We start from the raw sequence: 13370 nt of genomic DNA, 5'->3' as shown, positions 1-13370 counted from the left end.
CAAGAGATTTGAGGGCCGGATATTTGCAGATATCGACTTATTTCGCCGAATTTCTGCTATTATCTGCCTTTTCCTATAAAAATCTCACTCTTTTCCTGGGACGCCACAATTTTATCGTGATGATGCCCGCTATAAAGCCGCCGATATGGGCGAACCACGCCACCCCGCCGTGCCGCAGGGCCCCGGCGCCGAGAATGCCGTTCAACACCTGCAGCACGATCCAGAAACCGAGGACCACCACGGCGGGAATCCTCACTACCTGCCAGAAAAAGCCGAAGATGATGAGGGTGTGAACACGCGCATGAGGGAAGAGCAGCAGATAGGCGCCCAGGATGCCCGAAACAGCGCCGCTCGCGCCGATCATGGGTATGGTCGAGCTCGGGTCGGTGAGGGCATGGCTGTAAGCGGCGACAATACCAGAGAAGAGGTAGAAAAGAAGAAACTTGACGTGGCCGAGCGAGTCCTCGATATTGTTGCCGAAAATCCAGAGATAGAGCATGTTCCCCGCGACATGGAAGAGCCCTCCATGCAGGAACATGGAGGTAAAGACGCTCATCACCGGCGATATCGGCTGCGTGCGCTCCATGGTGATGAGGCTTTGAGGGATAGCGCCATAGAGGAATGCGACCTGCTCCCCCCCTGCCGGAGTCATCAACTGCCAGAGGAAGATGAGGCTGTTCAGCGCGATCAGGCCTACGGTGACGTACGGATACGTCTCGGTCGGGTTGTCGTCCTTAAAAGGGATCATCGATCGGTCTCCTTCAGCATATCAGGGAAGATATGGTACCTCTCTCTTCTATTGTATGGCGTATCGCAAGATTTTTCCTCATATTTTGAAAGACTACCCTCGCTGTGCTCCTCGTCTCCGCGGCGCTGCCGCAAGTTCCGCTTATAACTTTAAGGTATAATATTCTTTCAGGCTGCACTACAGGGCATGGAGGCTGCATGATTCCTTATCCGGACATCGATCCCGTGATCTTCCGCATCGGACCGTTCGAGGTCAGATGGTACGGGGTCATGTATCTTCTCGGGTTCCTCGCGTCCTACCTCCTGGTCCGTTATCAGGCGGCAAAGAAGCGGCTCCCTCTGCCCAAGGAGCGCATCGAATCGCTCTACTCGGCCCTGATCATCGGCCTCCTGGTGGGCGCCCGGCTGGGATACGTTGTTTTCTATAATCCCGCCTATTACCTGACCCATCCGCTCGAGATATTCGCCGTGTGGCACGGCGGCATGTCCTTTCACGGCGGGCTGATCGGGAGCGTGCTCGCCGGGTATCTCTTCTGCAAGAGAGCGAAGCTCGATTTCTGGCAGCTCGCGGACCTGGTCATCGCCACCGCGCCTGTCGGCCTCGGTCTCGGGAGGCTGGCGAACTTCATCAATGCAGAGCTCTACGGGAGGGTTACGGACGCGCCCTGGGGCATGGTCTTCCCCGGCGGGGGCCCGCTGCCGCGCCATCCCTCCCAGCTCTACGAGCTGCTGCTCGAAGGGGTGCTCCTCTTCCTCATTCTCTGGTTCGCCAAAGACCGCGTGCGCCGGACCGGGGTGCTCACCGCCCTCTTTCTCATCCTTTACGGGCTGTTCAGGTTCTTCGTGGAGTTCTTCCGGGAGCCCGATCCCCAGCTCGGCTTTATCCTCGGCCTGTTCACCATGGGGCAGCTCCTGAGCGTGGCGATGATGATCGCCGGGGCGGTGCTCCTCGCGCTGCGCACGAGAGGATGACGCGCGTGCGTGACCTTACGACCGCGCGACCCTCTCTCCTCCTTTGACGATCTCCTCTATGATACCGGAAGATATGAAGTCGCTCTTCACGACGAGGTAATTCCCCTTGTCGATCTCCTCCTGCTCCATGCAGGCTGCGGCGAGCACCTGCTCAAGCGGCAGTCCCGCTTTCAGGAAGAGCCGCAGCTCCTCGATGTACGATGCGCCGTGGGACACCCCTTTCGAGCCGCTGTCGGTGCCGACATGCAGCGTGACGCCGATCGACGCGGCATAGTTGATCGAGGAGAGATGGCTGTCGAGAATCCTCTCTACATGCCCGGCTTCATCCGGCGGGCAGTACCGGGCAAGGCTCGCGAACGCATGCGCCGTCGGCGTCCAGGAGACCGTGCGCTCCGCCATGAGGTGGAGCGACTCGCGCGTAATGAAAAAGCCGTGCTCGATGGATGAGGCGCCTGCATCGAGCGCGCGCCGTATCGCCCCGTCGCCGTTCGCATGGCAGACGGTACGCAGGCCGTGCGCGGCTGCCCCGGCCACGATGACACGCAGCTCTTCCGCAGAAAATCCTCCCTCGGAGACGATGCCGGCCCCCCGGGTGAGGACGATCCCCGAATTGACGACCTTCACGAAGTCGGCGCCCGCAGCAGCGATTTCGGCGACGACCCTCTCTATAGCGGCTGCCCCGGCCGCCGCCTTGCCGAGAAAGGAGCCGTAGGTCCCCGTGCGGTAAAGGGCATATCCAGCCGAAACGATATCGATATCCGGAAGCATCTTCGCCTCCAGCCCTATACCGCTCTGGTGCCCCATATCGCACACCGAGAAGACCCCCCACTGCAGATACGCCCGCAGTATCTCGGGCAGGACCTCCCTGCTCACCGGTCTGCCGTCCCTGAGGAAATGCATGTGGCTGTCCCTGAAGGGCGGAACGATAAGCAGCCCCGGAGAAGTGCGCGCGCTCGCAAAATCGCCTGCCATGGTTATGGTATACTTCTATTATTTTATTTCCTTTGTCAAGAGAGATGATACTATGGAAGCGCCCCGGGACTTGAACACCATAAAGCGGCAGATATTTTTCGAGTTCATGAACCTCGCAGGCCGGGCGTTCATCCTCGTGCGCCACTCCGATGAGGTGGTCCTCGGAAACCGGGGCTTTACCGCTGAAGAGAAGGAGAACGGCATCGTCCTCGTCTTTAACGCGAGAATGAGCTTCTCGTGGGACGACTGCGGGATAACGGCGACGCTGGTCTTCGGCACATCACCGCAGAAGTGCTTCATCCCCGCCGCGAATATCGCTGCGGTCTACTCCTCGGAGCTGAATGCCCAGTTCGTCACCTCTCCCTGCACCCTGCCGGTCCCGGCTCAGAAAGCGCGGCCTGCGCTCGAATCGAAGGCGGTGGAGCGCGTGCACGCCTTTCTGCGCGAGCGCGAGCCTGCTGCGGAGACAACGGCGGAGGGAGACGGCAGAAGCAGTGAAGTAAAAGCCGGTGGCTCCGATAATGTTATTGAAGTAGACTTCACGAAGAAGCATAAACGGTAAGCCTTTACACATCCCTTTTACCCGGTTTCTATTGAATATGGATGCAGCGTATGGCAAATGAACGGCTCTTGCACGATCTGGTAGTCGACCATCTCAGATACCGGCTCGCGAGGGAGTACGGCGAAATAACGGTAAACCCCTCGGGGACGCCCGACCTTACCCTCGCCAGCCACGGCCTCGTGCTCGCCCTCGTCGAGGTGGAGACCGAGAGTACCATCACCCCTGAAAAAGCGGCAGCCTGGAAGACGCTCGCCCAGCCGGGAACCAAGCTGATCCTCATGGTGCCCAAGCATGCCCGGGTAAAGGTGATGGAGCTGCTGTGGCAGCAGGGAGTCGCCGACCGGGTCAGCGTCGGGACCTACGACCTCGCGATCACCATGCCATGAGCACGATCCTCATCGTCGACGACGACAAGACCATCCGCTCCACCCTTGCACAGATCCTGATCGACAGCGGCTTCTCGACGGCTGAGGCGCCGAGCGGTCCCGCAGCGATCGAGCTCATCAAACAGCAGGCGCCGTCGGCGGTGCTGCTCGATCTCAAGATGCCCGGCATGGACGGCATCGACGCCATGCAGGAGCTGAAAAAGATCCGGCCCGATGTCCCCATCATCATCGTCACCGGGCACGGCGACATAGAGACCGCCGTGGCGTCGATCAAGCTCGGCGCCTATGACTTCATCCTCAAACCGCCGAAATTCGACCGGCTCATGCTGACGCTCGAGCGGGCGATCGAGAAGGCGGAGCTCGAACGGGCGGTGAAGCGGCTGAATACCGCGGTGGGGGTATCGCTCGAGTGGCTCCTCGGCAAGAGCGATATCATCAAAGGGATCATCGAACAGATCCACCAGGTGGCGTGGAGCGACTTCTCGGTCGTTATCCAGGGGGAGACCGGCACGGGGAAGACGACGATCGCCCATGCCCTTCACCAGCTGAGCAGGCGCGCGCACGGTCCGTTCGTCGTCGTCGATATGGGAGCCATTCCCGAGACGCTGGTCGAGAGCGAGCTCTTCGGCCACGAAAAGGGCGCCTTTACCGGCGCCGACCGGAAAAAGAAGGGCTTTTTCGAGCATTCGCACGGCGGCACGATCCTCATCGACGAGCTGGAAAACATGTCTCCCTATGTACAGAGCAAGCTCCTCAGGGTGATCGAGGAGAGGAAAGTCTATCCTCTCGGCAGCACCCAGCCGGTCGAGATCGACGTCCGCATCATCGCGGCGACCAACAAAGATATCCGCCAGGCGGTAAGGGAAAAGAAGTTCCGCGAGGACCTCTTTTACCGTTTCGGGGAATTCATCATCGACCTGCCGCCGCTCAAGGACAGAGGAGACGATATCCCCTTCCTGGCGCAGAAGTTCTTCAGAGAGGCTGTGGCGGAGCTGAACAAGCAGATGCACGATATTTCGGATGAGGCCCTGGGGCTCCTCGTTCGCTATCCCTGGCCCGGCAATGTGCGGGAGCTGAAGAACGTCATCCGGAGGGCCGTACTCCTCTGCAGCGGCGCTACGATCAGGCCGGAGCATCTCGATTTCCTGGTCGGCGACAGGAGCGGAGAGAGCAGCTCCCTGCCCCTTCTGCCGCTCAAAGAGCTTTCCGCCATGGCGGTACGGGACGTGGAGGCGAAAGCTATCAGGCAGGTGCTCGAATTTACCCACGGCAACAAGTCGAAGGCCGCCTCGATGCTCCAGGTCGACTACAAGACCCTGCTGACCAAGATAAAGGAATACGCTATCAACTCGCCGGTCAGAGTTACTCACTAAAAATCTGGAGCGCTCTCCACACTATGGAATAGTTTCCATACCCTGCCCTCTCTTCTGTTGCAAAAATCCTTTTAAATCATCCAGCTCGCCTTGGCACTGTTCTTGAATCACCTTTTTACCGACTGCGCCCGCCCGACTCAGGAGGGCCGGCACGCGGAGGGAGGATACGCATATGGAAAAAAGCCTTGTCATGAGGGATGCATTCACCATTCGGGAGATCAGCGAGACCATGCACCAACTGCAGGGCGCCCTGCGTGAAAGCGATGCAGTAGTCGTCGATGCATCGCGGGTGAGGAGGGTCGATATCGCTGCACTGCAGATGCTGGTTGCCGCCCAGAAAGAGTGCAGGGAAACAAGGAAACGGCTCACGATCGTTTCTTCCGCAGAGATTGCCGCGCTCCAGGCGTCCATCGGGATGGAGCTATGAGCGGGAACACCCTATGCTCATTCGGATGCTGGAGAAGAGTGCCATGAGATGTCCCTACTTCATGGACCGTTATGTCGGCGTATGCATCGCAGCGGCCCGTTCGCCCTATGTGCCGAGCATCATCGAGCTCAGACGCTTTTGCGAGGAGCTCGATACGCAGACCTGCCCGATCTACCGGTCGTTACCGATACAGGCCAACTAGATTGTCACAAACGTAAAAAGGAGTCTCCCATGTCGAAAAACATACTGATCGTCGATGATTCAGCTTCGATGAGGCAGCTCGTCTCCTTTGCTTTGAAGGATGCAGGGTATGAGGTCACCGCAGCGGTGAACGGCAAGGACGCCGTCGACAAGCTCTCCGGCGCAACGATCGATATGGTCATTACGGATCTCAATATGCCCGAGATGGACGGCATCGAGCTCATCAAGCAGCTCCGCGCAAAACCGGGCTGCAAATTCACCCCGGTGCTCATGCTCACCACCGAATCCCAGGAATCGAAAAAACAGGAGGGCAAGCAGGCAGGGGCGAGCGGATGGATCGTGAAACCCTTCACCCCGGAGCAGCTGGTCGAGACGGTCAGGAAATTCGTGAAATAACGATGGTCGACTTCAAGAAACTCTATACCATTTTTGTAGAAGAAGCGATGGAGCGGATAGCGGACCTCGAGAACGGTCTCCTGGAGCTCGAGCAGTCGCCGCAGGACAAAGAGCTGCTCAATACCATATTCAGGGCCGCCCACACGATCAAGGGATCGAGCGGCACCATCGGCCTTACCGATATCGCCCGCTTCACCCACACGATGGAAGAGGTGCTCGATGCCATGCGCCATGATACGCTCGTTGCCGACAAGGAGGTCATCTCGCTCTTCCTCGAGGCAACGGACCTGATCAAGGAGATGGTCGAGTGCGTGGCTTCGGAATCGGTCTTCGATATTTCCCGATGCTCGGCGCTGATGACGCGCATGGAGGCGCTGAGGGAGGGAGGAGCCGGGTCCTCCGCCATCCTCCCTGATGTTCCCGGCGATGCCGCCGCCCCGGCCGGATGCCCTGCTCAGGAACGCTCATACCTGATCAAGTTCATTCCCGGCCCCGACCTCTTCAGGCGCGGCATAGACCCGTCGATCCTCATCGATGAGCTCAGGGGGCTGGGAATCGTGGCGCATATAAAGGCATACACCGATGCAGTGCCCCCCCTCTCCGAGCTCGATCCCGAAGACCTCTACGTCCGCTGGGACATACACTTCAAGAGCTCCGCGGCAGAGGCGGACATCAGAAAGGTCTTCGAGTTCGTCGAAGAGGGAAGCGATATCAGGATCACCCCCCTCACCGCCCGGGAGGCCGAGTTTCCCTTCCTGGGGCAGATGCTCGTCCGCGAGGGCGCCGTCAAGCCGGAGGACGTCGAGAATGCGCTGAAGAGCCAGAAGAAGCTCGGAGAGATACTGGTCGAAAAGGGCAAGATAACGCCCACTGACCTCGAGCGGGTGGTGGAGCAGCAGAATCACAAGAAAACCGAGTCGCTGAAGAGCTCGATATCCTCGACCATACGGGTAGACCTCAGGAAGCTGGATCACCTCATCAACATCGTCGGGGAGATGGTCATCATCCACTCCATGTTCCAGCAGGCGCTGCAGGACATCCCCGCTGCCGGGAACGGCGCTCCCGGCGGCAACGGTGATCCGGGACAGGCGGGGTCTCTCGTGCCGGCGCTGCAGGAGCTGGAAGTGCTCTTCTCCCAGCTCCATAGAGTGGGAAGGGAGATACAGGAGAGCACGATGTCGCTCCGGATGCTCCCGGTCGGCGAGGTCTTCCACCGGTTCACCCGGCTGGTGCGGGAGTTGTCGGTAAGCAAAAATAAACAGATCGAGCTCGCGATCAGCGGCGAGGAGACGGAGCTCGACAAGGGAGTCCTCGAGAAAATAACGGACCCCCTCGTCCATCTCATCCGCAACGCCATCGACCACGGCATCGAAACGCCGGAGGAGCGCGCTGCGGCGGGCAAAACACCGAAGGGGTCCATTCACCTGAGCGCCTTCCAGATGGGCGATGCCGTCTTCATCGAGGTGGCGGATGACGGGAAGGGCCTGAGCAGAGAAAAGATCCTGAAGAAGGCCCATGCCATGGGACTGGTAACCGATCCGGCGGCGGCGCGGGAGATGACGGACGAGCAGATATGCAGCATGATATTTCTTCCCGGCTTTTCGACTGCCGACAAGGTGAGCGACGTCTCGGGCCGCGGCGTCGGCATGGATGTGGTAAAAAGGAATATCGAGGAGCTCAACGGCAGGGTGCTCATTCACACGAAGCCGGGCGAAGGAACCACTATCTCGGTCAAGCTCCCGCTCACGCTCGCCATCATAGACGGGCTGATCGTACAGATAGGCGGCGAACCCTTCGTCATCCCCATCTCCCTCGTCGTCGAGTCGCTCAGGCCCGGACGGGACGACGTCAAGACCCTGACCGAGCGGGGTGAAGTGGTCGCCGTCAGGGGTGACTACCTCCCCCTCATCCGGCTCGACAGGCTGCTCGGCATAACTTCCCGGCAGGAGCGGCCCTGGGAAGCGATCGTCATCATCACCGCGTATGAAGGGAAACGCTACGGCCTGCTCGTCGACGAGCTCGCCGGACAGCAGCAGATCGTATTGAAGAATCTCGGTACCGCAACCCCGCGGATCAAGGATATCGCGGGCGGCACCATTCTCGGGAACGGCAGGGTGGCGCTCGTCCTTGATGTCCCGGGTATCATTGAGATCAGCAGGGAGATCAGCAGGGAGCTCAGCAGGCGGTAGACAGCCGAACTGATGCGCCAGACTGATACAAAGGAGGGCTACGTGACAGAGATGACAGCACCAGCGACAGGGAGCCAGACGGAAGGCGGCCGGCAGTACGTCACCTTTTTCCTTAACGACGAGGCATATGCCATCGACGCGCTGGCGGTACAGGAAATTATCGAACTCGGCGCCATCACCAAGGTGCCCCATCTGCCCGACTTCTTCAAGGGTGTCATCAACCTTCGCGGCACCATAATCCCCGTGATCGACCTGAAACGCAAGTTCGCCATGAGCTCGGATGAATACAAACGGCATACCTGTGTTGTCGTGACAGAGGTCGAGACGCGCATCATGGGCCTCATCGTCGACGCCGTATCCGACGTCCTCCACATTGCTGAAGAATCCGTCTCCGACACGCCGTCCTTCGGCGCCCGGGTCGACACTGCCTTCATGAAAGGGATGGCGAAGGTCGATACCGCTCTCGTGATCATTCTGGATATCAATAAAATCCTTTCCGAGACGGATACGATGGCGCTCGCCGAGCTGCAGGGAGGCGGGGGAGTCGAACATTGTTCACCCGGCGCCGATGAAGAGCGCAGGGCGCTGCAGGCGTAGAGGCGGAGGGTTCGTATCATGAGGCAACGGTTCAGCGATCTATCCCTGGCAAGCAAGCTCTCATTGATGCTCTTCGCCATAGTTCTTTCGGCGCTCGCTCTTTTCACCGTATTCATCAGCGTCTTCACCACCCGCTCGCTCGACGGCAAGAGCCTCGACGACCTGAAGTCCAAGACCAGGCTCATTGCTGATATGGTCGAAGTCTACGACAGCAGCCTGCGCCAGAGCGCCGACAAGCTCGGCGCGGTCTTCGCCTCGTACGTTCCCGAGCGGGTTTCGGCGGAAGCGGGAAAGACGGTCGCGGTCGGTGACCTCGAGACCCCGGTGCTCAGGTCCGGAGGCAGCGCGCTCAACCTCAACTTTGCAGCGGTGGACCGCTTTACGGCGACGACCGGCGGCGTCGCCACCATCTTCGCAAAGAAAGGCGAGGACTTCATCCGGATAACCACCTCGCTCAAGAAGGAAGACGGGGCCAGGGCCGTCGGCACCGCCCTCGACCGGGCGCATCCCGCCTGCGCCAGCCTTCTCAGGGGTGAGCCCTACACCGGGAAGGCGACGCTCTTCGGCAGGGACTACATGACCAAGTACACCCCGCTCAAGGACGATCACGGGAACGTCATCGGCGCTCTCTTCGTAGGTCTCGACTTCACCGAGGGGCTGAAGGCGCTGAAGAATAAAATCCGGTCGCTCAAGATCGGCGACACCGGCTATGTCTACGCCCTCGACGCAAAGGCGGGAAAGGAGTTCGGGACCCTCGTCATCCATCCCGCTCAGGAGGGCAAGAACATCCTGAACACAAAGGACGGCAACGGGCGGGAGTTCATCAGGGAGATACTCGACAAGAAGGACGGCGTCATCTACTATCCCTGGATCAACAAGGAATTGGGCGAGACGAGCGCACGGGAGAAGATCGTCGTCTATACGTACTTCAAAAACTGGGACTGGGTGATCGGCGGCGGGAGCTACATGAGAGAGTTCCATAAGGACGGTATCATCCTGAGGCGTTACGTGATCGGCGCGAGCATCGTGCTCGTCGTGGCCCTTGCCGTCCTGCTCTACGGCGCGATAGCCCGCCTCATCTCACGGCCGCTCCGGGAATCGGTCGCCGTAGCCCATCGCATCGCCGGCGGCGACCTGACCGGCGAGATCACGAGCGCCTCGAAGGACGAAATAGGAGAGCTCTTCAGGGCGATGGCGAGCATGGCCGCTGACCTGAAGCGCATCGTGACCCAGACGAAGGAGTCGTCGGGGCAGGTATCGGCGGCAGCGGACCAGATCGCCGAGGCGAACCAGAACTTCTCGCAGCGCATCACCGAGCAGGCGGCCTCGGTCGAGGAGACCTCTTCGACCATGGAGGAGATGTCCGCCTCGATCAGGCACACCGCCGAGAACGCCCGCGAGGCCAACAAGCTCGCCCAGGGCACCAAGACCCTCGCGGAGTCCGGCAGCACCGTGATGGGCGATACGATCAGGGCCATGGACGAGATCAACCGCTCCTCCGGGAAGATCGCCACCATCTCCAACGTCATCGAGGAGATCGCCTTCCAGACGAACCTGCTCGCCCTGAATGCAGCGGTCGAGGCTGCCCGTGCAGGAGAGCACGGCAAGGGCTTTGCCGTGGTCGCCTCGGAGATCAGGAGCCTGGCGCAGCGGACGACCCAGTCCGCCAAGGAGATCACCGGGCTGATCGAGGACAGCGTGGAGAAGACCTCCCGGGGCGTACAGCTCGCCCAGGAGCTCAGTGTGAAGCTCGAGGAGATCGGCACGGGAGTGAAGAAGGTGGTGGACCTCATGGACGAGGTGGCGGCTGCTGCTGCGGAGCAGGCCTCGGGGATCAACCAGGTGAACACGGCCATGGAGCAGGTGGACCAGTCGACCCAGCAGAACGCCTCGCTGGTGGAGGAGACCGCTGCCGCCGCCGAGGAGCTCGCTTCCCAGGCCAAGGAGCTCCTCAGCCTCATCTCCTTCTTTACGGTGGAGGAGGAAAAAGGAATACCGCACAGGAGAACAGCCGAGAGCGCTGCGCCGCCCTCCTTCAAGGCAAGGGAGCTCAAGCCGGCGCTCCCCCTCGCCGGAGCCGGGCTCTCCTCATCGGCGCCTGCTGCGGTAAAAGAAAAGAAGGGCGGCAATGGGGGCTTTGAAGAGTTCTGATCACGGCAGGCCGGCAGTGCCGGTCTGTCTTTCGGAAGAGCGCTTCCGGGAAGGCATCAGTGATGAGGAGTTCTCCCTCTTCGCGGAGCTCATCTATACGGTTGCCGGCATCCGGCTCACGCAGAACAAGAAGGGGCTCCTCGTCTCCCGGCTCTCGCGCAGGCTGAAGCAGTGCGGCTGCTCCGGCTTTCGTGATTATTTCGAGCGGGTCAGGAGTGATGAGGGCGAGCTCATCCAGATGCTCAACAGCGTCTCGACGAACACGACCAATTTCTTCCGGGAGAAGTACCATTTCGAGTACCTGAGAAAAACCATTCTCCCCGACCTGCTCGGCCGGAAGACCGTCAGGATATGGAGCGCCGGCTGCTCGACGGGGGAAGAACCCTATTCCGTTGCTGTTACGGTACACGAGGCCCTTCACGAGAGCGGCGTCGAGAGCCGCTCTCGGGACATCAGGATACTCGCGACCGATATCTCGACCAGGGTGCTCGAGACCGCCCAGGCGGGGATTTACGAGCGCGAACAGATTCCCGACGACATCCCCCGGGAAGTCGTGGAGCGCTACTTCCTTAGGGGAACGGGTGAACACGCGGGCCGGATCAGGGCCAAGGATTTCCTGCGGGAGATGATCCGGTTCAGGCGGCTGAACCTCAAAGAGGGGGCCTACCCGTTCAAACATCCTTTCGACATCATCTTCTGCAGGAACGTCATGATCTACTTCGACGACGGGATGAAGCGGCATGTACTGTCGAAGTTTCATGTCCACCTCGCAGACGAGGGGCATCTCTTCCTGGGCCACTCCGAGACGATGTTCGATAAGGAGCAGTTCGTTCCGGTCTTCATAACGGTCTACCGCAAGAACTGACGAAGCAGCGTCCGGTCTCCTGCTCTGTCACGAGGGGCCGGGGGGACGCCTGGGGAGGAGCTTCGAGGCACAGGGATGATGACAAGGAAGAAGATACGCGTGCTCGTCATAGACGATTCAGCCGTCGTGCGCCACCTGCTCACCGAGATACTCAACCAGACCGGCGACATCGAGGTGGTCGGCACCGCGCAGGACCCGATCTTCGCCCTGTCCAAAATCCAGAACCTCGAGCCCGATGTCCTGACCCTCGATGTCGAGATGCCGCGCATGGACGGGCTCGCCTTCCTCGAGCAGCTGATGAGCACCCGGCCGCTCCCGGTGATCATGGTCAGCGCGCTCACTCACCGCGGGTGTGAAACGACCCTGAAGGCGCTCGAGCTCGGCGCTGTCGATTTTGTCGAAAAGCCGGGCAGCGATATCACGAACGGCATTACCCGGCTGAGTGAAGAGATCGTCAGCAAGATACGCGTCGCGGCTCAGGTAACCGTCCGGGCGCGCCACCGGACCCCGCCTCTGGAGCGGTCCAGGCCCCTGTCCCGGCAGTTCGACCCGCAGAGAATGGCGACGACCGATACAATGATCGCCATCGGCGCCTCGACAGGAGGCACCCAGGCCCTCACCGCGATCATCGCGGCCCTGCCGGAAGAGACCCCCGGTATCGTCGTCGTCCAGCATATGCCCCCTGTCTTTACCCGCTCCTTTGCCGAGCGTCTCGACACCCTTTCGCGCGTGGACGTGAAAGAGGCGTCCTCCGGCGACCGCATCGTACGCGGGATGGTCCTGATCGCCCCGGGCGGCGTGCATATGACCGTCGTACGGCGCGGGGCCTTGTACTACACGGAGCTCATGGACGGCCCGCCGGTGAACTTCGTCAAGCCCTCGGTGGACGTGCTCTTCCGTTCCGTAGCCAGGGAGGCGGGCAAGAATGCCGTGGGGGTTATCCTGACGGGCATGGGGGAAGACGGCGCCCGGGGACTGCTCGCCATGAAACAGGCAGGAGCCGCTACGCTCGCCCAGGATGAAGCATCGTCCATCGTCTTCGGCATGCCGCGCAAGGCGATAGAGCTGGGCGCAGCCGATACGGTCGCCTCCCTCGACGGGATCGCCGCCTTCCTCGCCGGGAGACGGTGACTACTTCGCGGTCTCTTCCTCGGGGTGCTGCATGTGGCGGATGATCTTGCCGGCGACCAGGTAGATGACCATCTCGGCGATGTTCGTCGCGTGGTCCGCGATGCGCTCCAGATACTGGGCCACGAAGCTGATCTTCATCGCCCTCGTCGCGGTGCTCGGGTCCTGCACCATGAAGAAGAGCAGCTCCTGCAGGATCTGGTGCTTGAGGTCGTCCACTTCATCGTCCCGCATGATCACGTCCATCGCAAGCCGCTTGTCCCGCTCCACAAAGGCGTCGAGGGCGTCCCTCGTCATGCCCTGCGAGATCTGGCTCATCCGGGGAATATCGATGTAGGGCTTCAGCAGCGGCTCCTCGTTGAGCTCCAGGGCGCGCTCCGCTATGTTGACGGCGAGGTCTCCCA

The 13370-nt window shown here is 60.6% G+C and carries 15 protein-coding genes; 12 read left to right on the top strand and 3 right to left on the bottom strand.

The window, feature by feature from the left end; translation table 11 throughout:
• Positions 1-73 precede the first annotated feature (73 nt).
• Positions 74-748: a rhomboid family intramembrane serine protease gene (locus AB1805_10880; GenBank protein ID MEW5745924.1), complete on the bottom strand. Its 675-nt coding sequence runs from the start codon at positions 746-748 to the stop codon at positions 74-76.
• Positions 749-948: 200 nt separating this feature from the next.
• Between AB1805_10880 and lgt the strand changes: the two genes are divergently transcribed.
• Positions 949-1719, top strand: coding sequence for a prolipoprotein diacylglyceryl transferase (lgt, locus tag AB1805_10875; GenBank protein ID MEW5745923.1), 771 nt, complete (start codon positions 949-951; stop codon positions 1717-1719).
• A 15-nt stretch (positions 1720-1734) separates the two neighbouring features.
• Here the strand turns inward: lgt and AB1805_10870 are convergent, their stop codons facing one another.
• The gene (locus tag AB1805_10870) at positions 1735-2691 is read right to left on the bottom strand and encodes an amidohydrolase family protein (GenBank protein MEW5745922.1); all 957 of its coding nucleotides are present in this window, start codon (positions 2689-2691) and stop codon (positions 1735-1737) included.
• Positions 2692-2743: 52 nt separating this feature from the next.
• Here AB1805_10870 and AB1805_10865 point away from each other — a divergent pair, with 52 nt between their 5' ends.
• The 11 genes from AB1805_10865 (at position 2744) to AB1805_10815 (ending at position 12969) form a co-directional block, all read left to right on the top strand.
• Positions 2744-3253, top strand: coding sequence for a hypothetical protein (locus tag AB1805_10865; GenBank protein MEW5745921.1), 510 nt, complete (start codon positions 2744-2746; stop codon positions 3251-3253).
• Positions 3254-3303: 50 nt separating this feature from the next.
• Positions 3304-3639, top strand: coding sequence for a hypothetical protein (locus tag AB1805_10860; protein MEW5745920.1), 336 nt, complete (start codon positions 3304-3306; stop codon positions 3637-3639).
• Positions 3636-5012, top strand: coding sequence for a sigma-54 dependent transcriptional regulator (locus tag AB1805_10855; protein MEW5745919.1), 1377 nt, complete (start codon positions 3636-3638; stop codon positions 5010-5012). Before AB1805_10860 ends, AB1805_10855 begins: the two co-directional genes overlap by 4 nt.
• A 172-nt stretch (positions 5013-5184) precedes the next feature.
• Positions 5185-5439: an STAS domain-containing protein gene (locus AB1805_10850; protein ID MEW5745918.1), complete on the top strand. Its 255-nt coding sequence runs from the start codon at positions 5185-5187 to the stop codon at positions 5437-5439.
• A gap of 43 nt (positions 5440-5482) precedes the next feature.
• Positions 5483-5641, top strand: coding sequence for a hypothetical protein (locus AB1805_10845; GenBank protein ID MEW5745917.1), 159 nt, complete (start codon positions 5483-5485; stop codon positions 5639-5641).
• Positions 5642-5670: 29 nt separating this feature from the next.
• Positions 5671-6036 carry a response regulator gene (locus AB1805_10840; GenBank protein MEW5745916.1) on the top strand — a complete coding sequence of 122 codons (366 nt, stop codon included), beginning with the start codon at positions 5671-5673 and terminating at the stop codon, positions 6034-6036.
• 2 nt (positions 6037-6038) lie between these two features.
• Positions 6039-8225 carry a chemotaxis protein CheA gene (locus tag AB1805_10835; protein MEW5745915.1) on the top strand — a complete coding sequence of 729 codons (2187 nt, stop codon included), beginning with the start codon at positions 6039-6041 and terminating at the stop codon, positions 8223-8225.
• Between the two features lie 51 nt (positions 8226-8276).
• A complete protein-coding gene (locus AB1805_10830; GenBank protein MEW5745914.1) occupies positions 8277-8822 on the top strand; it encodes a chemotaxis protein CheW in 546 nt (181 codons plus the stop codon).
• Positions 8823-8840: 18 nt separating this feature from the next.
• Entirely contained in the window at positions 8841-10973 is a 2133-nt protein-coding gene (locus AB1805_10825; GenBank protein ID MEW5745913.1) for a Cache 3/Cache 2 fusion domain-containing protein, read from the top strand.
• On the top strand, positions 10951-11838 hold the full coding sequence (locus AB1805_10820; GenBank protein ID MEW5745912.1) for a protein-glutamate O-methyltransferase CheR: 888 nt from the start codon (positions 10951-10953) through the stop codon (positions 11836-11838). The genes AB1805_10825 and AB1805_10820 overlap by 23 nt, the downstream gene beginning before the upstream one ends.
• A 78-nt stretch (positions 11839-11916) precedes the next feature.
• Positions 11917-12969 carry a chemotaxis response regulator protein-glutamate methylesterase gene (locus AB1805_10815; GenBank protein MEW5745911.1) on the top strand — a complete coding sequence of 351 codons (1053 nt, stop codon included), beginning with the start codon at positions 11917-11919 and terminating at the stop codon, positions 12967-12969.
• Here the strand turns inward: AB1805_10815 and AB1805_10810 are convergent.
• Positions 12970-13370, bottom strand: a 401-nt coding sequence (locus tag AB1805_10810) for a PhoU domain-containing protein (GenBank protein ID MEW5745910.1), incomplete at its 5' end; no start/stop codon positions are given. It abuts the gene before it with no gap.

It is taken from the genome of Nitrospirota bacterium (assembly GCA_040752355.1).
In the GTDB taxonomy this organism is placed as follows: Bacteria; Nitrospirota; Thermodesulfovibrionia; order Thermodesulfovibrionales; family Dissulfurispiraceae; genus JBFMCP01.
This window is presented reverse-complemented; position numbering and strand designations above follow the sequence as displayed.

Coding starts and splice junctions, on each gene's coding strand:
- AB1805_10880 (MEW5745924.1), bottom strand. CDS start 748: ATGATCCCTTTTAAGGACGACAACCCGACCGAGACGTATCCGTACGTC.
- AB1805_10870 (MEW5745922.1), bottom strand. CDS start 2,691: ATGGCAGGCGATTTTGCGAGCGCGCGCACTTCTCCGGGGCTGCTTATC.
- AB1805_10865 (MEW5745921.1), top strand. CDS start 2,744: ATGGAAGCGCCCCGGGACTTGAACACCATAAAGCGGCAGATATTTTTC.
- AB1805_10860 (MEW5745920.1), top strand. CDS start 3,304: ATGGCAAATGAACGGCTCTTGCACGATCTGGTAGTCGACCATCTCAGA.
- AB1805_10855 (MEW5745919.1), top strand. CDS start 3,636: ATGAGCACGATCCTCATCGTCGACGACGACAAGACCATCCGCTCCACC.
- AB1805_10850 (MEW5745918.1), top strand. CDS start 5,185: ATGGAAAAAAGCCTTGTCATGAGGGATGCATTCACCATTCGGGAGATC.
- AB1805_10845 (MEW5745917.1), top strand. CDS start 5,483: ATGAGATGTCCCTACTTCATGGACCGTTATGTCGGCGTATGCATCGCA.
- AB1805_10840 (MEW5745916.1), top strand. CDS start 5,671: ATGTCGAAAAACATACTGATCGTCGATGATTCAGCTTCGATGAGGCAG.
- AB1805_10835 (MEW5745915.1), top strand. CDS start 6,039: ATGGTCGACTTCAAGAAACTCTATACCATTTTTGTAGAAGAAGCGATG.
- AB1805_10830 (MEW5745914.1), top strand. CDS start 8,277: ATGACAGCACCAGCGACAGGGAGCCAGACGGAAGGCGGCCGGCAGTAC.
- AB1805_10825 (MEW5745913.1), top strand. CDS start 8,841: ATGAGGCAACGGTTCAGCGATCTATCCCTGGCAAGCAAGCTCTCATTG.
- AB1805_10820 (MEW5745912.1), top strand. CDS start 10,951: ATGGGGGCTTTGAAGAGTTCTGATCACGGCAGGCCGGCAGTGCCGGTC.
- AB1805_10815 (MEW5745911.1), top strand. CDS start 11,917: ATGACAAGGAAGAAGATACGCGTGCTCGTCATAGACGATTCAGCCGTC.